The organism is Helicobacter sp. 219-2 (assembly GCF_030053225.1).
In the GTDB taxonomy this organism is placed as follows: domain Bacteria; phylum Campylobacterota; class Campylobacteria; order Campylobacterales; family Helicobacteraceae; genus Helicobacter; species Helicobacter pylori_C.
This window is the reverse complement of sequence record NZ_JASGBS010000001.1, coordinates 1,187,724-1,209,211: the sequence shown is the minus strand read 5'-3', so window position 1 is coordinate 1,209,211 and position 21,488 is coordinate 1,187,724. Positions and strand designations below refer to the sequence as shown.

At 39.6% G+C, this 21,488-nt stretch carries 18 protein-coding genes; 11 read left to right on the top strand and 7 right to left on the bottom strand.

The window, feature by feature from the left end; genetic code table 11:
* Window positions 1–4: 4 nt before the first annotated feature.
* Genes rfaD through gmhA form a run of 3 tightly spaced genes read left to right on the top strand, consistent with a single transcriptional unit; the run spans window position 5 to window position 2,950 of the window.
* Window positions 5–997, top strand: a complete 993-nt coding sequence (rfaD, locus tag P6280_RS05905; protein ID WP_283237262.1) for an ADP-glyceromanno-heptose 6-epimerase — start codon at window positions 5–7, stop codon at window positions 995–997.
* A complete protein-coding gene (rfaE1, locus tag P6280_RS05900) occupies window positions 994–2,379 on the top strand; it encodes a D-glycero-beta-D-manno-heptose-7-phosphate kinase (protein ID WP_283237261.1) in 1,386 nt (461 codons plus the stop codon). The genes rfaD and rfaE1 overlap by 4 nt, the downstream gene beginning before the upstream one ends.
* On the top strand, window positions 2,372–2,950 hold the full coding sequence (gmhA, locus tag P6280_RS05895; RefSeq protein ID WP_220848609.1) for a D-sedoheptulose 7-phosphate isomerase: 579 nt from the start codon (window positions 2,372–2,374) through the stop codon (window positions 2,948–2,950). Before rfaE1 ends, gmhA begins: the two co-directional genes overlap by 8 nt.
* Window positions 2,951–3,113: 163 nt before the next feature.
* Here gmhA and guaC read toward each other — a convergent pair whose 3' ends face one another.
* A complete protein-coding gene (guaC, locus tag P6280_RS05890; protein WP_283237260.1) occupies window positions 3,114–4,091 on the bottom strand; it encodes a GMP reductase in 978 nt (325 codons plus the stop codon).
* Between the two features lie 246 nt (window positions 4,092–4,337).
* Here guaC and P6280_RS05885 point away from each other — a divergent pair, with 246 nt between their 5' ends.
* Entirely contained in the window at window positions 4,338–5,939 is a 1,602-nt protein-coding gene (locus P6280_RS05885) for an ABC-F family ATP-binding cassette domain-containing protein (protein WP_212790342.1), read from the top strand.
* A complete protein-coding gene (locus P6280_RS05880) occupies window positions 5,936–6,868 on the top strand; it encodes a COG2958 family protein (RefSeq protein WP_283237259.1) in 933 nt (310 codons plus the stop codon). The genes P6280_RS05885 and P6280_RS05880 overlap by 4 nt, the downstream gene beginning before the upstream one ends.
* A 19-nt stretch (window positions 6,869–6,887) precedes the next feature.
* Here P6280_RS05880 and P6280_RS05875 read toward each other — a convergent pair whose 3' ends face one another.
* Complete coding sequence (locus P6280_RS05875) at window positions 6,888–7,574, bottom strand: phosphatase PAP2 family protein (RefSeq protein WP_283237258.1); 687 nt, start codon at window positions 7,572–7,574, stop codon at window positions 6,888–6,890.
* Window positions 7,575–7,736: 162 nt separating this feature from the next.
* Between P6280_RS05875 and P6280_RS05870 the strand changes: the two genes are divergently transcribed.
* The 6 genes from P6280_RS05870 to thiE all read left to right on the top strand — a co-directional run bounded on the left by P6280_RS05870 (window position 7,737) and on the right by thiE (window position 16,058).
* Window positions 7,737–9,326 (top strand): type I restriction-modification system subunit M, encoded by a 1,590-nt coding sequence (locus P6280_RS05870; protein ID WP_283237257.1) that lies wholly within the window; start codon window positions 7,737–7,739, stop codon window positions 9,324–9,326.
* Window positions 9,319–10,659 carry a restriction endonuclease subunit S gene (locus P6280_RS05865; RefSeq protein ID WP_283237256.1) on the top strand — a complete coding sequence of 447 codons (1,341 nt, stop codon included), beginning with the start codon at window positions 9,319–9,321 and terminating at the stop codon, window positions 10,657–10,659. Before P6280_RS05870 ends, P6280_RS05865 begins: the two co-directional genes overlap by 8 nt.
* Before the next feature lie 71 nt (window positions 10,660–10,730).
* The gene (locus P6280_RS05860) at window positions 10,731–13,727 is read left to right on the top strand and encodes an HsdR family type I site-specific deoxyribonuclease (protein ID WP_283237255.1); all 2,997 of its coding nucleotides are present in this window, start codon (window positions 10,731–10,733) and stop codon (window positions 13,725–13,727) included.
* Window positions 13,728–13,820: 93 nt separating this feature from the next.
* Window positions 13,821–14,600, top strand: a complete 780-nt coding sequence (gene thiM / locus P6280_RS05855; RefSeq protein ID WP_283237254.1) for a hydroxyethylthiazole kinase — start codon at window positions 13,821–13,823, stop codon at window positions 14,598–14,600.
* Window positions 14,597–15,406 carry a bifunctional hydroxymethylpyrimidine kinase/phosphomethylpyrimidine kinase gene (gene thiD, locus P6280_RS05850; RefSeq protein ID WP_283237253.1) on the top strand — a complete coding sequence of 270 codons (810 nt, stop codon included), beginning with the start codon at window positions 14,597–14,599 and terminating at the stop codon, window positions 15,404–15,406. The genes thiM and thiD overlap by 4 nt, the downstream gene beginning before the upstream one ends.
* Complete coding sequence (thiE, locus tag P6280_RS05845) at window positions 15,399–16,058, top strand: thiamine phosphate synthase (protein ID WP_283237252.1); 660 nt, start codon at window positions 15,399–15,401, stop codon at window positions 16,056–16,058. Before thiD ends, thiE begins: the two co-directional genes overlap by 8 nt.
* Window positions 16,059–16,082: 24 nt before the next feature.
* Here the strand turns inward: thiE and P6280_RS05840 are convergent, their stop codons facing one another.
* Genes P6280_RS05840 through P6280_RS05820 form a run of 5 tightly spaced genes read right to left on the bottom strand, consistent with a single transcriptional unit; the run spans window position 16,083 to window position 21,469 of the window.
* Complete coding sequence (locus P6280_RS05840; protein ID WP_283237251.1) at window positions 16,083–16,820, bottom strand: hypothetical protein; 738 nt, start codon at window positions 16,818–16,820, stop codon at window positions 16,083–16,085.
* Complete coding sequence (coaBC, locus tag P6280_RS05835) at window positions 16,820–18,097, bottom strand: bifunctional phosphopantothenoylcysteine decarboxylase/phosphopantothenate--cysteine ligase CoaBC (RefSeq protein WP_283237250.1); 1,278 nt, start codon at window positions 18,095–18,097, stop codon at window positions 16,820–16,822. The genes P6280_RS05840 and coaBC overlap by 1 nt, the downstream gene beginning before the upstream one ends.
* Entirely contained in the window at window positions 18,094–19,077 is a 984-nt protein-coding gene (pseB, locus tag P6280_RS05830) for a UDP-N-acetylglucosamine 4,6-dehydratase (inverting) (protein ID WP_140597904.1), read from the bottom strand. Before pseB ends, coaBC begins: the two co-directional genes overlap by 4 nt.
* 14 nt (window positions 19,078–19,091) lie before the next feature.
* Window positions 19,092–20,855, bottom strand: a complete 1,764-nt coding sequence (locus tag P6280_RS05825) for an OmpP1/FadL family transporter (protein ID WP_283237249.1) — start codon at window positions 20,853–20,855, stop codon at window positions 19,092–19,094.
* Window positions 20,852–21,469: an HP0838 family lipoprotein gene (locus tag P6280_RS05820; RefSeq protein WP_001268719.1), complete on the bottom strand. Its 618-nt coding sequence runs from the start codon at window positions 21,467–21,469 to the stop codon at window positions 20,852–20,854. The genes P6280_RS05825 and P6280_RS05820 overlap by 4 nt, the downstream gene beginning before the upstream one ends.
* Between the last annotated feature and the right edge of the window lie 19 nt (window positions 21,470–21,488).

Genomic DNA, 21,488 nt, shown 5'->3' with positions numbered 1-21,488 from the left:
AATAATGCGTTATATTGATGATGAATTAGAAAATCAAACGATTTTAATCACCGGTGGGGCTGGCTTTGTGGGCAGTAATCTGGCCTTTTATTTTCAAGAGAACCACCCTAAAGCTAAAGTGGTAATTTTGGATAAGTTTCGCAGTAACACGCTCTTCAATAATAACCGCCCCAGTTCCTTAGGGCATTTTAAGAATTTAATCGGTTTTAAGGGTGAGGTGGTTGTAGCTGATATTAACAACCCCTTAGATTTAAGGCGTTTAGAAAAATTGCATTTTGATTATTTGTTCCACCAAGCCGCTGTCTCTGATACGACCATGCTGGATCAAGAATTAGTGATGAAAACCAATTATCAGGCTTTTTTAAACCTTTTAGAAATCGCTCGCTCAAAAAAAGCTAAAGTGATTTACGCTTCTTCGGCGGGCGTTTATGGCAACACCAAAGCCCCCAATGTGGTAGGCAAAAACGAAAGCCCTGAAAATGTTTATGGCTTTTCCAAGCTTTGCATGGATGAATTTGTCCTCTCCCATTCAAATGACAATATTCAAGTGGGCTTAAGGTATTTTAATGTTTATGGGCCTAGGGAATTTTATAAAGAAAAAACCGCTTCTATGGTTTTGCAACTCGCCTTAGGTGCAATGGCGTTTAAGGAAGTCAAGCTTTTTGAATTTGGCGAGCAATTAAGGGATTTTGTCTATATTGAAGATGTGATCCAAGCGAATGTGAAAGCGATGAAGGCTCAAAAAAGCGGGGTTTATAATGTGGGTTATTCCCAAGCCAGAAGTTATAATGAAATAGTTAGCATTTTAAAAGAGCATTTAGGGGATTTTAAAGTAACTTATATCAAAAACCCTTATGCTTTCTTCCAAAATCACACCCAAGCGCATATTGAACCCACTATTTTGGATTTGGATTACACCCCTTTATACGATTTAGAAAGCGGCATTAAAGATTATTTGCCCCATATCCATGCGATTTTTAAAGAACAGCGCGCATGAAACAAATCTTAGTCGTGGGCGATTTGATCGCTGATTATTACTTGTGGGGGAGGAGCGAACGCCTTTCGCCTGAAGCCCCTGTGCCTGTTTTAGAAGTCCAAAGGGAGAGCAAGAATTTAGGCGGAGCGGCTAATGTGGCGAACAATCTTACTTCTTTAAAAGCTAAAGTTTTTTTATGTGGGGTTGTGGGCGATGATTTAGAGGGCGAGCATTTTATTAACGCTCTTAAAGCCAAGAATATTGACACTTCAGGCATTTTAACAGATAAAACCCGTTGCACCACGCTCAAAACGCGCATCATCGCGCAAAACCAGCAAATCGTGCGCGTGGATAAGGAAATCAAAGACCCCTTAAACGCTGATTTAAGAAAAAAACTTTTAGATTTTTTCACAGAAAAGATCCAAGAAATAGATGGCGTTATCCTTTCAGATTACAATAAGGGCGTGTTGGATTTTGAACTCACTCAAAAAATGATCGCTCTAGCTAACAAACACCACAAGCTCATTTTATGCGACCCTAAAGGGAAGGATTATAGCAAGTATGCTCATGCGAGTTTGATCACGCCTAATCGCATTGAGTTAGAGCAAGCGCTCCATTTGAAGTTAGACAGCCATGCGAATTTATCAAAAGCGCTCCAAATCTTAAAAGAAACTTATCGTATCGCCATGCCTTTAGTAACTTTGAGCGAACAAGGCATCGCTTTTTTAGAAAAAGGCGAGTTGGTCAATTGCCCCACTATCGCTAAAGAGGTTTATGATGTAACCGGGGCAGGCGATACGGTGATAGCGTCTTTAACGCTCTCTTTGTTGGAAGAAAAGAGTTTGAAAGAAGCTTGCGAGTTTGCCAATGCGGCTGCGGCTGTGGTGGTGGGTAAAATGGGGAGCGCGTTAGCGAGTTTAGAAGAAATCGCTTTGATTTTAAACCAAACGCACCCTAAAATCCTCCCTTTAGAAAAGCTGTTAGAAACTTTAGATCAGCAAAAAATCGTTTTCACCAATGGCTGTTTTGACATCCTCCATAAAGGGCATGCGAGTTATTTGCAAAAGGCTAAAGCTTTAGGGGACATTCTCATTGTGGGGTTAAATAGCGACGCTTCCGTTAAAAGGCTTAAGGGGGATAAACGCCCCATAGTGGGCGAAAAAGACAGAGCGTTTCTTTTAGCGAGTCTGTCTTGCGTGGATTATGTCGTGGTGTTTGAAGAAGACACGCCAATCAAATTGATTCAAGCCCTAAAGCCTGATATTTTAGTCAAGGGAGCGAACTATCTCAATAAAGAAGTCATAGGGAGCGAGTTTGCTAAAGAAACCCGTTTGATGGAATTTGAAGAAGGTTATTCCACAAGCGCTATCATAGAAAAAATTAAAAGGACATGCAATGATTGATGGTTTGATTAAAAAAGAATTTTTAGCCCATAAGGAAGCGTTAGAAAAAAGTTTAGAGAGTTTGCAAGAAGCGTTAAAGCAAAGCGTTCATCTTTTGATAGAAACTTTAGAAAATCAAGGGAAAATCCTTATTTGTGGTAACGGGGGGAGCGCTAGCGATGCGCAGCATTTTGCCGCTGAATTGACCGGGCGCTATAAATTGGAAAGGAAAGGCTTGAGTGCGATAAGTTTAAGCACGGATACATCAGCTCTTACCGCCATTGCGAACGATTATGGTTATGAAGAAGTGTTTGCCAGACAAGTAGAAGCGTTGGGGGTAAAAAACGATGTTTTGATAGGGATTTCTACAAGCGGTAATTCCAAAAATGTCCTAAAAGCTTATGAAAAAGCCAAAGATTTAGGGATAAAGACCCTTAGCTTAGTGGGGCGTGATGGGGGGAAAATGAAGCCTTTAAGCGATATGGCTTTGATTGTCCCTAGCGATGATACCCCACGAATCCAAGAAATGCACATTCTTATGATCCATATTTTATGCGATTGCATTGAAAGGCATTTCGCTAATAAAAATTAAATTCAAAGGCTATGCGCTTGAATTTAACAAGAAAATAATCCCACAAGATGCAATGAATAAAGAAAGGATTAAAAACAACGAAAATTTAAGCACAAAGTAAACCGCTTGAAAAACAAATTGAAGACCATTTTTTTGTCTTTTGCTTTCGTTTCATCAATCTTTTTTAGATTGCGTCTCCATTGAAAATTGAATTTTTCACAATGACATAATCAACTTTTCGAATCGCTTCAAGATCTCTCCCACCTGCATAGGAGATTGAAGATTGCAGATCTTGATGCATTTCCATCAGCGTATCTTTTAATGATCCTTTATGCTGGATCCAAATTTTCTTGCCTTCAACATTTTTCTTTTCACCTTTTTGGAACTCTGAAGCTGAACCGAAATATTCTTTATATGCGATACCATTTTCTATTTTTGTTTCTCCAGATGATTCTTCATGCCCTGCAAAAAGCGAGCCAATCATTACCATTGTCGCGCCAAAGCGTATTGATTTTGCAATATCGCCATGCGTGCGAATACCACCATCTGCAATAATCGGTTTTCTTGCTGCTTTAGAGCACCATCTAAGAGCTGCTAGTTGCCAACCACCCGTACCAAAGCCTGTTTTGATTTTAGTGATACACACTTTCCCAGGTCCAATGCCAACTTTTGTAGCGTCAGCACCGGCATTCTCTAATTCACGGACTGCTTCTGGTGTGCCAACATTCCCAGCAATCACAAAAGTTTCTGGCAAATGCGTTTTGATGTGTTGGATCATTTCAATGACAGAGTTTGAATGGCCATGCGCAATATCGATCGTGATATAATCTGGTGCTAATTTTTGTTTGGCCAACTCTTCTATAAAAAGATATTCTTCCTTTTTCACCCCAACACTGATGGAGCTGATCCATTGGCGTTTTTTCATTTTTTTGACAAACGGGATTCTTGCTGCTCCATCAAAACGGTGCATGATGTAGAAATAGCCATTTTCCGCTAGGAATTCTGCGATCGAGTCGTTGATGATTGTTTGCATGTTTGCTGGGACTACGGGCATTTTAAATGTGTGTTTGCCTAAGGTAACGGTCGCATCGCACTCTGAACGGCTATTCACAATGCATTTATTAGGGATGAGTTGGATGTCTTCGTAATCAAATATTTTCAATGACACGATCCTTTTGATGTTCATATAGAGTAAAACACGAACATTGTTTGATTTTAAGCCTTATTTTTAAGCACCTTTTATAATCTATCTTAATTTGAATAAAAAATCAAGAGAAAATTAAATAAACTTGGATAAGATTGGGGCGTCAAAGACCTTACAGATAACCATAATAAGCAAGGGATACAATATTGTAAAGAAAACGCTACAATAAACTTTCTCTAATCACAAAAATAAGGAAATCATAAGATGCTACAAACCATCAACTTAACGCAACGCTATGCGACTAAAAAATTGTTTGAGAATGTGAATATCAAGCTGGATAAAAACAAACGCTACGGGCTGATTGGGGCTAATGGCGCAGGAAAATCCACTTTTTTAAAGATTTTGAGCAAGAGCATTGATTGTAGCAGTGGGGAAGTCATCATCACAAGCGGGATGCGAATGGGGGTTTTAGGGCAGGATCAATACGCTTTTGAAGATTTGAGCCTTAAAGATGCGGTTTTGATAGGCAATAAGCGTTTGTATGACGCTATCAAAGAAAAAGAGCGCTTATACATTGAAGGCGATTTGAGCGATGATAAAGTGAATGCCAGGCTAGGGGAGTTAGAAACCATTTGCGTAGAAGAAGATCCCATGTATGAATGCGAAGTGGTGATTGAAAAAATCCTAGAAGATTTAGGCATTCCTAGCTCTAAGCACAATGATTTGATGAAAACCTTGCCAAGTAGCGATAAATTTAAAATCCTTCTCGCTCAAGTTTTATTCCCTAAACCGGATATTTTGCTTTTAGATGAGCCGACCAACAACCTGGATTTAAACGCCATTGAATGGCTAGAAAACAACCTCAAACGCCATGAAGGCACGATGGTAGTCATCAGCCATGACAGGCATTTTTTAAATGCGGTATGCACGCATATTTTAGATTTGGATTTTCACAGCGTGCGCGAATTTAGCGGGAATTATGACGATTGGTATATTGCTTCTACTCTGATTGCTAAACAACAAGAGGCCGAACGCAATAAAAAACTCAAAGAAAAAGAAGAGCTAGAAAAATTTATCGCTCGTTTCAGCGCTAACGCTTCTAAAGCCAAGCAAGCCACTAGCCGCCAAAAACAACTGGATAAATTAGACATTCAAAGCTTAGCGGTATCTAGCAGGAGGGATCCTAGCATTATTTTTAAACCCAAACGCACCATTGGTAATGAAGCTTTAGAGTGCGAAAACATCTCTAAAAGTTATGATGGGCAAATCGTTTTAAATCAAGTGAGCTTGAAAGTGATGCCTAAAGATAAAATCGCCCTCATAGGGCCAAACGGCGTGGGTAAATCCACGCTTTGTAAAATTTTAGTAGAAGAATTAAAGCCGGATACGGGCGTGGTGAAATGGGGAGCGACCGTTTCAAAAGGCTATTTCCCTCAAAATGTGAGCGAAGAAATCAGCGGGGAAGAAACCTTGTATCAATGGCTTTTTAATTTCAATAAAAAGATTGAAAGCGCAGAGGTGAGAAACGCTTTAGGGAGGATGCTTTTTAATGGCGAAGAGCAAGAAAAATGCGTGAACGCTTTAAGCGGGGGCGAAAAACACCGAATGGTTTTATCCAAACTCATGCTAGAGGGGGGGAATTTCTTAGTCTTAGATGAGCCAACCAACCACCTGGATTTAGAAGCCATTATCGCGCTAGGTGAAGCGCTCTTTAAATTTGATGGGGCGCTGATTTGCGTAAGCCATGACAGAGAGCTCATTGATGCTTACGCTAATCGGATCATTGAATTAGTCCCAAGCCCTAAAGGCGCTTCAATCATTGATTTTAAAGGCAGTTATGAAGAGTATTTAGCGAGCAAAAAATGAAACCACGAGATATTAAAATCATTCAAAGCGTTTTAGAAATTATCAAAGAGCCTATTAAGGTTACTGAGATTTATCATAAAGCTAAAGAGCTTTTTGAAAAAGGCGAGATTGAAAGCATGTTTGATTATGGGGGAAACACTCCCGATCAGAGCGTTAGCGCTGCTATTTATACAGCCTTAAACAAGGGCGAGGATCTGCCTTTTTTGAAAGCGCAAGAAAAACCAATTCTAATCGCTTTAAAAAGCATGGCTAAAGAGCCGGTTTTAAACGCTCAAAAACCAAGCATTCCAGGCGTTAAGATCGCGCATGAAAGAGGTTTGCACCCCTTTTTAACTTACATGGCTTTTGATAATGAAAATTTGAAATGCTACACGAAAACCATTTTTCATGAAGGAAGCTCAAAATCGCCAAAAGGCATGGACAGGTGGCTTTATCCGGACATGGTGGGGGTTAGGTTTTTGCACGCTGAATTGTCTAATGAAAATTTAATCGCTTTTTCTAAGAAATTTGACACTTTACCCGTTAAACTGGTGAGCTTTGAATTGAAAAAAGAAATCAGCGTGAATAATTGCAGGGAGTGTTATTTTCAAGCGATTTCTAACAGCTCGTGGGCTAATGAGGGGTATTTAGTGGGCCATCATATTGCTACGCATGATCCCAAACTCATGGATTTATTGAAGCGTTTGCATGCGAGTTTTGGGATTGGCGTGATTGATTTGAGGACTGATGAGGACAAAAGCGCTATTTTATTGAACGCTAAATACAAAGAAAAGATTGATTACACCGTGGCTTTAGAGCTTAGCGAAAAAAATGAAGAATTCAGCGGTTTTTTAAAGAGCGTTGTGGATTATGACCCAAAGAATCAAAACCGCTATAAAGATGAATTTGATGAGATCAAAAAGAAAGAAGAGTTATACCCTAACTCATAACTTTCTTTTAAAAAACGCTTTAAGCGGTTTTGTAGGGGCGTTTCAAAAACCCCAAATAAAGCGCTAAAGAACAGCATGACCAAGCAATCCCTAATAAAAATCCTCCTAAAACATCGCTAGGGTAATGCACCCCTAAATAAACCCTGTCATACGCCATTAAAAAAATCCAAAAAAGTAAAACCACAGCAATAATCGTTTTAATGCGATTACTGGCGTTAGAATAGCATAACAACAACGCTAAAGAGCCGTAAAAAAGCGCTGAAGCTAAAGCATGCCCGCTAGGGAAACTAAAGCCATGTGCAAAAACCAATTCGCCATTGGTTATAGGCCGTGGGCGCGCCACTAAAAGCTTAAGGGATTTTAAGGTGAATTCACCTAATAAGATGCTAAAGAAAAACCACACCCCTAAAGCGATGCGTTTTTGAAACCCAAACCACAAGCCAATGAGTAAGGCTATAGGAGTGGTGAGCTTGCTTTGCGCAAACCATGTGCTAAAAAACACGAAAGAAAGCCACGCACTCCCTTGAATGGGGGCAGGGTTGCGGATCAAGTCTATAAAAAATAAATCCAATTGTTGCACCCACTCTTTTTGAAAAGCCACCCCGCTTATCACGATGCCAAACAAAATAAAAAAGACCACCCCCACAATCCCAAGCGTTTTAGCCGCTTTTTTTTCTCTTACACTTATTGTTCTGTCAAATACCATCAAACCCCTTTTAAAATGATTTTCAAAGAGGCAATTATAGCTTATTTTCCGCACAAAACGCATGGGAAATACAGGGAATAAAAAATAATATTCTTTGATATAATGAAACCTTTAAGTGGTGCGCTAAAAACGCCAACTAACACAAAAAAGGGGCTTATTATCATGGAAAACAAAAACACTCAAGCAAATAAATCTTCTTCACTAGAGCGCAACGAATTGCACAACACCATTTGGAAAGTGGCTAACGAATTGAGAGGCTCAGTGGATGGCTGGGATTTTAAGCAGTATGTTTTAGGCATTCTTTTTTACCGCTACATTTCAGAGAACATGGCTCATTACATCAATAAAGAAGAGCGAAAGCGCGATCCGAGTTTTGATTACGCTTTATTAAGCGATGAAGAAGCCGGAGGCGCAAAAGAAGGCCTGATTGAAGAAAAAGGCTTTTTCATTCCGCCAAGCGCTTTATTTTGTAATGTGCTAAAAAACGCGCCCCATAACGAAGATCTCAATGTAACCTTACAAAATATTTTTAACGAAATAGAAAAATCTAGCCTTGGGTTTAAATCAGAAGAAAATGTCAAAGGCTTGTTTGCGGATTTAGATGTCAATAGCAATAAATTAGGGAGCTCTCATAAAAAAAGGGTTGCAAAACTGACTAAAATCCTTGAAGCCATAGGGGACATGCAATTAGGCGATTACCAAAAAAGCGGGATTGATGTTTTTGGCGACGCTTATGAATATTTAATGACCATGTATGCGAGCAATGCCGGCAAAAGCGGAGGGGAATTTTTCACCCCCCAAGAAGTGAGCGAACTGCTCGCTAAAATCGCCCTGCACAACCAAGAGAGCGTCAATAAAGTTTATGATCCATGCTGTGGGAGCGGAAGCTTACTCTTACAATTTTCTAAAGTGTTGGGCGATAAAAATGTTTCAAAAGGGTATTTTGGGCAAGAAATCAACCTGACCACTTACAACCTTTGCCGCATCAATATGTTTTTGCATGACATCAATTACTCTAAATTCCATATAGCGCATGGGGACACGCTTTTAGACCCAAAACATGAAGACGATGAGCCTTTTGACGCGATCGTTTCCAACCCTCCTTATTCCACTAAATGGGAGGGCGATAAAAGCCCTATTTTAATCAACGATGAGCGCTTTAGCAAAGCCGGTGTGCTAGCGCCCAAAAACGCCGCCGATCTCGCTTTCACCATGCACATGCTTTCTTATTTATCCAATAGCGGCACGGCTGCGATCGTGGAATTCCCGGGGGTGCTTTATAGAGGGAATGCTGAAGCAAAAATCAGAGAATATTTAGTCAAAGAAAATTTCATTGACTGCGTGATCGCTTTACCAGACAACCTCTTTTTTGGAACGAGTATCGCTACTTGTATTTTAGTGCTTAAGAAAAACAAACAAGACGACACCACGCTTTTTATTGATGCGAGTAAGGAATTTGTCAAAGAAGGCAAGAAAAACAAGCTCAAAGCGCACAACCGAGAAAAGATTTTAAAAACTTATACGGAAAGGAAAGCAATCAAGCATTTTTGCGCCCTAGTGAGTATGGAGCGAATCAAAGAAAACGATTACAACCTTTCCGTGAATCGCTATGTGGAGCAAGAAGACACTAAAGAGATTATTGACATTAAGGCGCTCAATGCTGAGATTTCTCAAATCGTAGAAAAACAAAGCGCTTTAAGGAACAGCCTTGAATCTATCATCAAAGAGTTAGAAGAAGGGCAAAATGCATAAAATAGAGCGCTTACTCCAAACTTTAGCGCCTAAGGGGGTGGAGTTTAGGAAATTGGGGGAGGTGTGTGAAAGCACAAATAAAAAAACACTCAAAATAAGCGAAGTGAGCGAAGTAAAAAATAAGGGAATGTATCCAGTGATAAATTCAGGGAGGGATTTGTATGGTTATTACCATGATTTTAACAATGATGGAGAAAATATAACTATTGCATCTAGGGGAGAATATGCAGGATTTATAAACTACTTCAATGAAAAATTTTTTGCAGGGGGTCTATGTTATCCCTATAAAGTTAAAGATACTAACGAGCTTTTAACAAAATTTTTATACTTTTATCTCAAAACTAATGAAATCCAAATTATGGAGAACCTTGTTTCTCGTGGCAGTATCCCCGCACTCAATAAAGCAGATATTGAAACTTTAACAATCCCCATCCCACCCCTAGAAGTCCAACAAGAGATCGTTAAGATTTTGGACGCTTTCACAGAATTAAACACAGAATTAAACACAGAATTAAACACAGAATTAAAAGCGCGAAAAAAGCAATATGAGTATTACCAAAACATGCTTTTAGACTTTAAGGACGCCAATCAAAGCCACAAAGACGCAAAAATGAGCGCAAAAACCTACCCTAAACGCTTACAAACCTTACTCCAAACTTTAGCGCCTAAGGGGGTGGAGTTTAGGAAATTGGGGGATATTGGGGAATTTTATAGTGGACTTGTTGGAAAAAGTAAAAAATCTTTCTCTCAAGGGAATAAATTTTATGTTCCTTATGTCAATGTTTTTAATAATCCACAATTAGATCTAAATGCTTTAGAAAGCGTTCAAATAGGGGATAAAGAAAAACAAAATACAATTCAATTGGGCGATGTGCTTTTTACTGGTTCATCTGAAAATTTAGAGGATTGTGCGATGTCTTGCGTAGTTACTCAAAAGATTGAAAAAGATATTTATCTTAATAGTTTTTGTTTTGGTTTTAGATTTTTTGATGAGAATTTATTTAATCCATCGTTTCTGAAACATTTTTTAAGAGACTACAATTTTAGGAAAAATATTTCAAAAGTTGCTAATGGTGTAACACGCTTCAATGTTTCAAAGCAATTACTTTCTCAAATAACAATCCCCATCCCACCCCTAACAATCCCCATCCCACCCCTAGAAATCCAACAAGAGATCGTTAAGATTTTGGATCAATTTTCAACTCTAACCACCGATTTATTAGCCGGTATCCCAGCTGAAATAAAAGCCCGAAAAAAGCAATACGAATACTACCGAGAAAAACTACTGACCTTCAAACCCCTAACCCCCCATAAAGAAGTTAAAAAATACTAAAAGCGTTTTTACAACCAATAATAAAAGAGCTTGCGTAAAAAGAATTTGAAATATTTTTTAAAAGGAATAACATGAGTTATGAGATTATCGCAGAAAGCAATGAAAGCACTGTGATGGCTGAGTATCATAGCGATAATGAAAAAAAGAGCGCTTATGAGAGCGAAGCAGAGCTAGAAAGGGCGTTTATTAAGCTTTTACAAAAACAAGGCTATGAATTTAAAAAAATCCACAAAGAACAAGAATTAAAAGACAATTTAAAAGAGCAGTTAGAAAAGCTTAACGATTATCATTTCACGCCTAAAGAATGGGACACTCTTTATTCTCAATTCATCGCTAATAAAAACGATGACTATAAGGCTAAAACGAGAAAAATCCAAGAAGATCCGATTTTTAACCTAACCCTTGAGAACGGGAAAATCAAAAACATTAAAATCATTGATAAGAAAAATATCCATAAAAACGCCTTGCAAGTGATCCACCAATACAGCACTAAAGGGGGGAAGTATGAGAACCGCTATAATGTGAGTGTCCTTGTGAATGGCTTGCCTTTAGTGCATGTGGAATTGAAAAGAAGAGGCGTAGCGATTAGAGAGGCGTTCAATCAAATCAAGCGCTATCAAAGGGATAGTTTTAGCGCTGAAGACGGGCTTTTTGAGTTTGTACAGATTTTTGTTATCAGTAACGGCACGAGCTCTAAATACTATTCAAACACCACAAGAATAGCCCAGCTGGAAAAAAACCATAAAGCTGATACTTTTGAATTCACGAATTATTGGGCGGATAGCAAGAATAACAATATTGAAGATTTAATGGATTTTGCCCGGTCGTTTTTTGCAAAACACAGCCTTTTGAATGTTTTAACGCGCTATTGCGTTTTCACAAGCGATGAGGTTTTATTGGTGATGCGGCCTTATCAAATCGTAGCAGCCGAAAGGATTTTAGAAAAAATCAAGGTCGCGCAAAATAGTAAAACGAAAAATCAAAGCAAAGGCTATATCTGGCACACGACAGGGAGCGGTAAAACCTTAACGAGCTTTAAAAGTGCGGCGTTGGCTAAAGAATTAGAGAGCGTTTCAAAAGTTTTGTTTGTGGTGGATAGGAAGGATTTAGACTATCAAACCATGAAAGAATACGATAAATTCCAAAAAGATTGCGCTAATTCCAACACAAGCACCAAGATTTTAAAAGAACAGCTTGAAGATTCTAACGCTAAAATCATTATCACCACGATCCAAAAATTAGACAAATTCGTTAAATCCCACCTTAAAGGGCATGCGATTTTTAATGAAGAAGTGGTGATGATTTTTGATGAATGCCATAGGAGTCAGTTAGGCTCCATGCATCAAGCCATCACTAAAGCGTTTAAAAAATACCACCTTTTTGGATTCACAGGCACGCCCATTTTTGCACAAAATTGCGACAAAAACAACCCTTTAGGCACGACAGAGCAGAAATTTGGGAATTGCCTCCACCAATACACCATTATTGATGCGATCAGGGATAAAAATGTTTTGCCTTTTAGAGTGGAATACCACAATACCATTAAAGCTAAAGAGGGCATTATAGACAATAAGGTTAGAGCGGTTGATGAAAAAAACGCCCTTTTGGACACTAGGAGGATCAAAGAAATCGCTAAATGCATTTTAGAGCGTTTCAATCAAGCCACTAAAAATAAAAAATTCAATTCCATTCTGGCATGCTCTAGTATAGAAGCGCTGAAAAAATACTATATGGCTTTTAAAGAAGAAAAACACGACCTTAAAATCGCTACCATTTTTAGCTATAGCGCTAATGAAGAACTTGACATGTTAGAAGATGAAAACAATGAAAGCGCTAACGGATTAGATAAAAGCTCAAGGGATTTTTTAGAGGGCGCGATTGCGGATTATAATGGGATGTTTAAAACTTCTTTTGACACTTCGGATCAAAAATTCCAAAGCTATTATAAGGATCTTTCTCAAAAAGTGAAAGATCGTGAAATCGATCTTTTAATGGTGGTTAATATGTTTTTGACCGGGTTTGACGCTACAAGGCTCAACACCCTTTGGGTGGATAAAAATTTGAAATACCATGGGCTAATTCAGGCTTTTTCACGCGCAAACCGCATTTTAGATAGCGTTAAAACGCATGGGAATATCGTGTGTTTTAGGGATTTAGAGCAGGATTTAAATGACGCTCTCATGCTTTTTGGCAACAAGGACGCTCAATCTATTGCGCTGTTAAGAAAATATGAAGATTATTTGAAAGGCTACACGGATAATAATAAGGAATACGAGGGCTATGAGGGTTTGATTGAAAGGCTTTTAAGAGAATTTCCCTTAAAAGAGCCGATTATTTCAGAAAGCCAGAAAAAGGATTTCATTAAGCTTTTTGGCAAGATTTTGAAATTAGAAAATATTTTAAACAGCTTTGAAAATTTTAAAAAAGACGATTACATCAACCCCAGGGATTTTCAAGACTATCAAAGCAAATACCTTGATTTTTACGATGAAATGAGGCCAGAAAAAGGGAGGGATAAAGAAGAGATTAACGACGATTTGATTTTTGAAATTGAACTCATTAAGCAAGTGGAAGTCAATATTGACTATATTTTGAATTTGATTGAAGAGTTCGCTAAAGAGCAGGGGGTAGAAATTCAAGGCGTTAAAACCAAAATAGAGCCGATCATCAACTCCAGCATAGAGTTAAGGAATAAAAAAGATTTGATCATGGATTTCATTGACAAATACAACAAAGACCAAGAAGTCCATGCGTATTTTCAAGATTACATCCACCAAAAAAGAGAAGAGGAATTCCAAAAACTCATAGAAGAAAACCGCTTGAATGAAGAAAAAGCCTATTTATTCATGCAGCATGCCTTTAAAGGGGGCGAAATCAGCTTCAGCGGGACGGAATTCCCTAAAATCATTAAAGAAAAACCCTCCAGGTTTGACAAAAATTCGCGCTATCAAGAGGTGAAAGAAAAAGTCGCTGCAAGCCTTTCTCGTTTTTTCCACCGCTTTTGTGATCTCACCAGTTCTATATTTAAGAAAAATGGGGTTAAAAAAGATGAGATTAATGAAAAATAGTTCATTTTTGAACGCTCTCACATTACAACTCAAAGACAGCGCCGCTTAATGGATTTTTTTTGTAAAATAAAAGAAAGTTTGAGGAGGTTTATAATGTTAAAAGAGTTACGCCAAAAACGCCCCTTAGTGCATAATATCACCAATTATGTGGTGGCGCAATTCGTGGCTAATGGTTTGTTAGCCTTAGGGGCATCGCCTTTAATGAGTGATGCCATTGCTGAAATGCAAGATTTGGCAAAAATTTCTGACGCGCTCGCTATCAATATTGGCACTCTCAATGAACGCACCATTTTATGCGCTAAAGAGGCGATCAAACATTACAAGGCTTTGAATAAACCCATTGTGTTAGATCCTGTGGGGTGCTCAGCGAGCGCTTTACGCCATGACACCAGTTTAGAGCTTTTAGAAAGCGAAGGGATTAGCGTTCTTAGGGGTAATGCTGCAGAATTAGGCTCTTTAGTGGGCATTTCATGCGGAAGTAAGGGGCTAGACTCTCATCATGCCAGCATGCCTATAGAAATAGTCAAACTAGCGGCTCAAAAATATTCTGTGATAGCGGTAATGACGGGTAAAACAGATTATGTGAGCGATGGGAAAAAAGTTTTTAGTATTACTGGGGGGAGTGAGTATTTAGCGCTCATTACTGGGGCTGGGTGTTTGCATACAGCAGCGTGCGCGAGCTTTTTAAGTTTGAAAAAAGACCCCTTAGATTCTATGGTGCAACTTTGTGCGCTTTATAAACAAGCCGCTTTTAATGCACAAAAAAAGGTGTTAGAAAATAACGGCTCTAATGGTTCGTTCTTGTTTTATTTTTTAGACGCTTTGAGTTTGCCCATAAAGTTAGAAAATAGCCTTATTAAGGAAGAGTTGTGAAAATTTACCCGCAAGTTTTAAGCATTGCCGGTAGCGATAGCGGTGGGGGCGCTGGGATACAGGCCGATTTGAAAGCGTTCCAAACTTTGGGCGTCTTTGGGACAAGCGTGATCACTTGCATCACCGCGCAAAACACACAGGGCGTGCATGGGGTTTATCCGTTGAGCGTTGAGAGCGTGAGGGCGCAAATCTTAGCCATTAGAGATGATTTTTCTATCAAAGCGTTCAAAATGGGAGCGTTATGCAACGCTCAAATCATTGAATGCGTGGCAGACACTTTAAAAACATGCGATTTTGGGTGGTGCGTTTTAGATCCGGTGATGGTGGCAAAGAATGGGGCTTTGCTTTTAGAAGAAGAAGCGATTTTAAGCTTAAAAAAACGCCTTTTACCTACAACCGATTTACTAACCCCTAACCTCCCTGAAGTTTTTGCGCTCACAGGCGTTCAAGTGCGAGATAACAAAAGCGCTTCAAAAGCGATGGGTATTTTAAGGGATTTAGGCGTTAAAAACGCTGTGATTAAAGGGGGGCATACAGAGCATTTTCAAGGGGAATTTAGCAACGATTGGGTGTTTTTAGAAGATATTGAATTTATCCTAAACGCCAAGCGCTTTAACACGAAAAACACGCATGGCACGGGTTGTGTTCTGTCTAGCTTGATTGTGGGCTTACTCGCTCAAGGGTTGGATTTAAAAAACGCTATCACAAAGGCTAAAGAGCTTTTAACTACCATCATTCAAAACCCCTTAAACATTGGGCATGGGCATGGGCCTTTGAATTTATGGAGTGTTAAAAAGCTTGTTTGATGCGAATTGTTTGAAACTCATGTTTGTGGCTGGCTCGCAAGATTTCTACCACATAAAGGGCGGCAAAAACGATAGGATAAACGCGCTTTTAGACGCTTTAGAATTAGCTTTAGAATCTAAAATCACAGCGTTTCAATTCCGCCAAAAAGGCGATTTAGCCCTACAAGATCCTATTGAGATCAAACAATTAGCCCTAAAGTGTCAAAAATTATGCCAAAAATACGGCACGCCTTTTATTGTCAATGATGAGGTAAAACTCGCGCTAGAATTAAAGGCTGATGGCGTGCATGTGGGGCAAGAAGACATGGCTATAGAAGAGGTAATGGCTTTATGCAAAAAACGCCTTTTTATAGGTTTGAGCGTCAATACTTTAGAGCAAGCCCTAAAAGCGCGCCATTTAGACGCTATAGCCTATTTTGGGGTAGGCCCTATTTTTCCCACACAATCTAAAAAAGACAAGCAAGTTGTAGGCGTAGAGCTTTTAAAAAAAATAAAAGATAGCGGGGTAAAAAAACCCCTTGTAGCGATTGGGGGAATCACGACGCATAACGCTTCAAAATTGCGCGAATATGGGGGTATCGCAGTCATTAGCGCGATTGCGCAAGCCAAAGATAAAGCCTTAGCGGTTGGAAAACTTTTAAAAAATGCGTGAGGGATTCTAAAATCCCAAATTTTTCTACCCCAGCGTGTCCAATAAACGCTCTTCAAAGGCAAAAAGCATGGGGGTTTTTTCGCACACAATTTCCACGCAAGAGAAGCCTAAAAGGGTGTTTTGAGCCTCTTTTAAAATTTCTTTAGTCCTTTGGAGGGTGGTTTTTAAAAAAAGCTGTTTTTCTTGTTCCTTTAAATAAATAACGCCACCAATTTCGCCCAAATTAGGATACAGAGCGTAAAAATCAACGCTTTGTTTTTTGGCTTTCACTTGCAAAAAGGCTTTTTTGCGTTCGTTTTCAACTACAAAGCTTAACACCCGCGATTGCAAGCTTAAAAGCATGTTGGCCGTATTCAAAAACTCTTGCGGATTTTTAGCATGGATTAATTTTTCACTCAAAAGTTCTTTATATTCTTTTAAGGGGGTATTGTCTTTAGCGCTCAATATTTCTTTGATTTTTTTCATTTCAAGGGCGCTCAAATCGTCCAATGCGTCTAAAATTTTTGGGGCAGGCACTAAATTTTTAAGCACAATATCGCCCAGTTGGTTTCTTTGCATGGTTGCAAAATAAGGCTGATTGATTTTTAATTCCTGTTCGCTTTTGGTGGGGATAATCCTATTACCCACTTGCAAAAGGAAAAGATCTTTATCTTGTTTTTCTAAAACCTTTAAAAGAATGGGTAAGGTAGCGTTAAAATGGTGCGCAGCGTTTTTGGAATGAAGAGCGTTAAGTTGGTTTATGGCGTTTAGGGCTTCTAGCATTAAAGGGCGTTGTCTTTGATAAAATCAAGGATTTTAAAGCCCGCTTCTAATTTATTCATAGAAGGGATTTTTTGGGTTTTATGATGGCTAAAGAGCCACAATTCATTCTCTAATGAGCCAAAAGGGCGTGAATCTTTAATGAGATTCAAAGCGACCATGGAGCAATCCTTGCCGTTATCTTGAGAAGGTTTTAAAAGATTTTGAGCGTTTTTGATGGCGTTTTGTTGATCGTCTTCGGCTTTAAAACCGATTTTAACGAATTGATTAGGATTGACAGAAGCCAGTAAATCCTTATTTTGAACGCATTCAACGTTTAGGGTTTCGCCGATTTCGCTTTTTTTAAGCTTATAGTTAAAAGAAGTTTTAGGCACATAATCGCTAATGGCGGCTAAATTGAAGAGTAGGGGTTTTAAGGCATGTTTTTGCAAATTGTTAGCGGCGTTATTTAAGGCGTTTTCATAAGAAGCGGTGTCGCTAACAGAAACGCTTGCGATTTCTTTAGGCAAAGGGGTAGGGAAGCTTGATGCAATCAAAGTCACTTTGGCTCCCTTAAAATATAACGCTAAAGCCAAAGCGCTCGCTTGAATCCCGCTAGAAAGATTGCTAATAACTCTAACGCTGTCAATCTTTTCCACGCTCGCCCCGCCCATGATTATGACTTCTCTGTTTTCAAAATAAGCGTCTTTTAAAAGCGTTTGAGCGGCTTTAAAAAGGATTTCTAAAGGCTCAGCCATCGCTCCATCGCCTTTAGTATCGCATGCTAAAAGGCCGTTTTGCGTGTCTAAAATAATATGGTTGAAATCTTTCAAGCGTTTCAAATGGCTTTGAATGATAGGGGAATTGAGCATGTTAGTGTTCATGCTAGGGGCTAGGATTTTAGGGGAAACGCAAGCTAAAAAAGTCGCGCTTATGATATTATCCGCCAAAGCGTGAGCGATTTTAGACAGGCTGTTAGCGCTTAAGGGGGCAAAGATGAGTAAATCAGCATTAGCAGCGCATGCGATGTGGTTATGGTGCAATGCGTTTTGGTGGTTGTAATACCATTTTTCATTATGATCATGCAAGACTTTGTGATGGCTCAAGGCTTCAAAGCTTAAGGGCGTAACAAATTTTTTCGCGCCCTTACTCATCACCACTTGAACACTAGCCCCGCTTTTAAACAACAAACGCACTAATTCTAGGGATTTATACGCCGCAATAGATCCGCTCACGAGCAATAAAATGTGCTTGTTTTCTAATAATCTTAAGGGGTAAAATAAATCTTCTAAAAAATTCATAGCAATTTTAATAAATCATCAGGCTCTAGCCATTGGCTGTTAGTATGGCTGCTGTATTCAAAATCAGGGGCGACTTTGTGGCCTTTTTCGTGGAGTTTGGTGAGCGTGTAATCTTTAGGCGTTTGGAAGCTTATAGTGGGCTGAATGATAAAAAAGTCTTCAAATTCTAGGGCTAAATGGCTTTCATCTTTAGGGATCATCACTTCATGGAGTTTTTCGCCTGGGCGAATGCCGATGATTTTAGTAGGGGTATTGGGGGCTAGGGCTTTAGCGAGATCAGTCATTTTCATGCTAGGGATTTTAGGCACAAAAATTTCACCCCCATGCATTCTTTTCAAGCTTTTAAGCACAAAAGAAACCCCCTCATCTAAAGTGATCCAAAATCGTGTCATGCGGATATCGGTAATGGGGATTTCACTCGCTTTGTTTTGGACTAGTTTTTTAAAAAACGGCACCACGCTCCCACGACTCCCCACCACATTACCATAACGCACCACGCTAAATTGCGTTTGAGAAGAGCCTTTAAAGTTATTCGCGCTCACAAAGAGCTTGTCGCTGCACAATTTGGTTGCGCCGTAGAGGTTAATGGGGTTAGCGGCCTTATCGGTGCTTAGAGCGATGACCTGGCTCACTTCATTTTTTAGGCATGCGTTAATCACATTGCTCGCTCCCATGATATTGGTTTTAATGCATTCTAGGGGGTTGTATTCAGCGATGGGCACATGCTTGAGCGCGGCCGCATGGATACAAATATCCACGCCCTCTAAAGCGTAATTCAAGCGTTCTAAATCCCTCACATCGCCGATAAAAAAACGCATCCTAGGATCATTAAATTCCATTGCCATTTCGCTTTGCTTTAATTCATCTCGGCTATAAACAATGATCTTTTTAGCGTTGGTGGTGTCTAAAACTTTACGCGCAAAGCGTTTACCAAAACTCCCAGTGCCGCCGGTGATTAAAATCGTTTGATTATCTAGCATGTTTTTTCTTTTTCTTACCAGCGATAGCCTAAAGAGGCGCTAAAGATTCTCAATTGCCCAATGGTTGGGGATTGATACAAACTAGAGCGGTTGCTTTTAAAAGTGAAACTCCCCGCTACGCCTAAATCAAAGCCTCTAAAATTGTATTTAGTCCCAAGAGCCACGGTATAGCCATTAGAGTCCGGAATGCCTATCGCATCTTGGGGGCTTGGGGCTTGATCGTAATTGAAAGCGCCCATTAAACGCAAGCTTTTGCCCATGTAAGTTACCCCTAATCTAAAAGTGTTGGTGTCCCTCCAGCCAGCCCCCATGTTCATCACGCTTTTAAAATTCGCTAAACCTACCATTTTTTTAAGCGTCTCAGAGTCTAGTGAAGCCACCGTTCCGCTCAAGCCCTTGTAAGTGGCGTTCGCAAAATCAGGGGTTACTAAAAATTTATTCCCTTGACTCCAAAAAGTGCGCTCAAACACCCCCTCTATTCTTAAATGGTCTTTAAAAAATTGGTGGGCGTAGGCTAGGCTTAGGGTTTGGGGGAGTGAAACATTGATATTCAAGCTGCCTTTAGTCAAAACGCTCCCTAAAGAAGGGCCAAGCTCTGTGATAGCCACCAGATCGCCTTTCATATTGAATGTAACTGAAGAATTATACACCACAGAAAACATGCCATGATCAAAGATGCGCAAACTCGAACCCACTCTATAGCCCCCCGATACGCCTTGCCCGTTAGATTTTTGCACGACTTGAGTCGTGCCATAAAGATTCGCGCTCGCTTTCACTAAACCGCTATAACCCATGATTTTTTTCAAGCCGTTATAAAACTCTTGACAGCTTTGATCGCTCATATCCCCACCGGCTTTTTGGCAATTAAGCGCGGGTTGGTAGCCAATATTGCCTAATAAAGTCATCATGTTGCTTGGCACTTGATCGGCAAAAACATTGTTGGGTAAATTTAAAATTTGCTCTGCGCTCAAAACCGAAGTGCCCTCTAAAGGCACATAAACGGTGTTATTAAAGCTTCCAGTCGCATAAAGCCCCCTTAAGCCCACGCCCACGGAAAAGCGCTTATTAACAGTATAGCTCATGCTAGGGGCAAGCTCTACCATCATAATGAAAACATCATGCAAAAATTCCCCCCCTTTACCATTCCATTTCATGCCCAACCCACTAGGAGCGGTAAAACTCCCCCCAAAAGTGAAGCCGTTATGCGTGCGCGTTTTATAAAAGAATTTGGGTAAAACAAAATTAGTCGTTCCTGTCCAGCCATTCACGATTTGAGTGTCAGGCGATGAAGCGAGGGTTACGACTTTTTGATTGGTTAGATTCATAAGCCCTTGAACACGATTGAAAGCTTGTTGCAAGCCATTGGTAGCGGCCGTATTGCCAAGCGCTTTAAGGATATTGCCAAGCCCTATAGTGTTGATGATGCCTAAAATATTTTGTTGGCTTTTATCAATTTCTAAACTCGTAACCGAATACAAGCCTTGATTAGTCGTAGGGACTTTAAAGCTAAAGGCTGGGATATTGATCACGGTAGTGGTCATTTCAAATTCGCTTCTGTTTTCGCCCCAATCGTTAGTAAAGCCCATATTCGCCGGGTTGTAAAAGGAAGCATCAGCCCCCCTAGCCCCAGCGACATACGCCGAGCCTAAAGCCGTGCCATTTAGGCTTTGCTCTTGGATTTTAAAACCATTGGCATAAGAAAGCAAGGGCAGGCTCAGAGCGATTAAATGGCGTTTTTTGAGCTTTTTAAAATAATAGAGTGGGGAAAAGTTTTTCATTGAAGCTCGCTGTCAGCGTTTTCATTATCTTCTAAATCTTGCAAAGAAGGCTCATAGGGTTCAATCCTAATAGCAATTTTTTGCGTCAAATTCTGGAAAGAAATCAGGCCATTTTTTCTTTCATAAAGGATAATTTCCCCGCTTTTTTGAAACCTTTGGATCACGTATTCAGGGGTTAAGTGGCGTTTCCCTAAGCCCTTAAAAATATCCCTCCCTAAAACAATATCATCAAACAAATCCCCATAGCTCACTTTACCAAACAAATCCCTTGCAGCAATCCATTTAGCCGAACATTTTTGGCTAAAACAAATGTTTCTTTTAGTCATATAAATATCGCCCACTCTTTGGCTGAGCTTGTAAAGGGTTACTTCAATATTATGGTCTTTATCGGTTTTAATCGTGCCGTAATCATAAAAGCGAAAAACCGGCGTGTTAATATAAATAAGCCTGAATTGGCGCAAGGCATTCAAAGTCTCTTCTCTTTTTTTATTGGCTTCTTCTTGTCTGATTTGCTCCCTAGTTTTGGGGGTTTGCTTAGAAAAAGGGTGCTTGGAGCAAGAGACAAAAAAAAGCGTCATGAAAAATAATAAAAAAGCGCTTCTAAAATACCGCATGATTATAGAGTAAGAGGGT

Bases quoted from the DNA above. Each gene is read 5' to 3' on its own strand.
- rfaD (WP_283237262.1), top strand. From the start codon at position 5: ATGCGTTATATTGATGATGAATTAGAAAATCAAACGATTTTAATCACC.
- rfaE1 (WP_283237261.1), top strand. From the start codon at position 994: ATGAAACAAATCTTAGTCGTGGGCGATTTGATCGCTGATTATTACTTG.
- gmhA (WP_220848609.1), top strand. From the start codon at position 2,372: ATGATTGATGGTTTGATTAAAAAAGAATTTTTAGCCCATAAGGAAGCG.
- P6280_RS05885 (WP_212790342.1), top strand. From the start codon at position 4,338: ATGCTACAAACCATCAACTTAACGCAACGCTATGCGACTAAAAAATTG.
- P6280_RS05880 (WP_283237259.1), top strand. From the start codon at position 5,936: ATGAAACCACGAGATATTAAAATCATTCAAAGCGTTTTAGAAATTATC.
- P6280_RS05875 (WP_283237258.1), bottom strand. From the start codon at position 7,574: ATGGTATTTGACAGAACAATAAGTGTAAGAGAAAAAAAAGCGGCTAAA.
- P6280_RS05870 (WP_283237257.1), top strand. From the start codon at position 7,737: ATGGAAAACAAAAACACTCAAGCAAATAAATCTTCTTCACTAGAGCGC.
- P6280_RS05865 (WP_283237256.1), top strand. From the start codon at position 9,319: ATGCATAAAATAGAGCGCTTACTCCAAACTTTAGCGCCTAAGGGGGTG.
- P6280_RS05860 (WP_283237255.1), top strand. From the start codon at position 10,731: ATGAGTTATGAGATTATCGCAGAAAGCAATGAAAGCACTGTGATGGCT.
- thiM (WP_283237254.1), top strand. From the start codon at position 13,821: ATGTTAAAAGAGTTACGCCAAAAACGCCCCTTAGTGCATAATATCACC.
- P6280_RS05840 (WP_283237251.1), bottom strand. From the start codon at position 16,820: ATGCTAGAAGCCCTAAACGCCATAAACCAACTTAACGCTCTTCATTCC.
- coaBC (WP_283237250.1), bottom strand. From the start codon at position 18,097: ATGAATTTTTTAGAAGATTTATTTTACCCCTTAAGATTATTAGAAAAC.
- pseB (WP_140597904.1), bottom strand. From the start codon at position 19,077: ATGCTAGATAATCAAACGATTTTAATCACCGGCGGCACTGGGAGTTTT.
- P6280_RS05825 (WP_283237249.1), bottom strand. From the start codon at position 20,855: ATGAAAAACTTTTCCCCACTCTATTATTTTAAAAAGCTCAAAAAACGC.
- P6280_RS05820 (WP_001268719.1), bottom strand. From the start codon at position 21,469: ATGCGGTATTTTAGAAGCGCTTTTTTATTATTTTTCATGACGCTTTTT.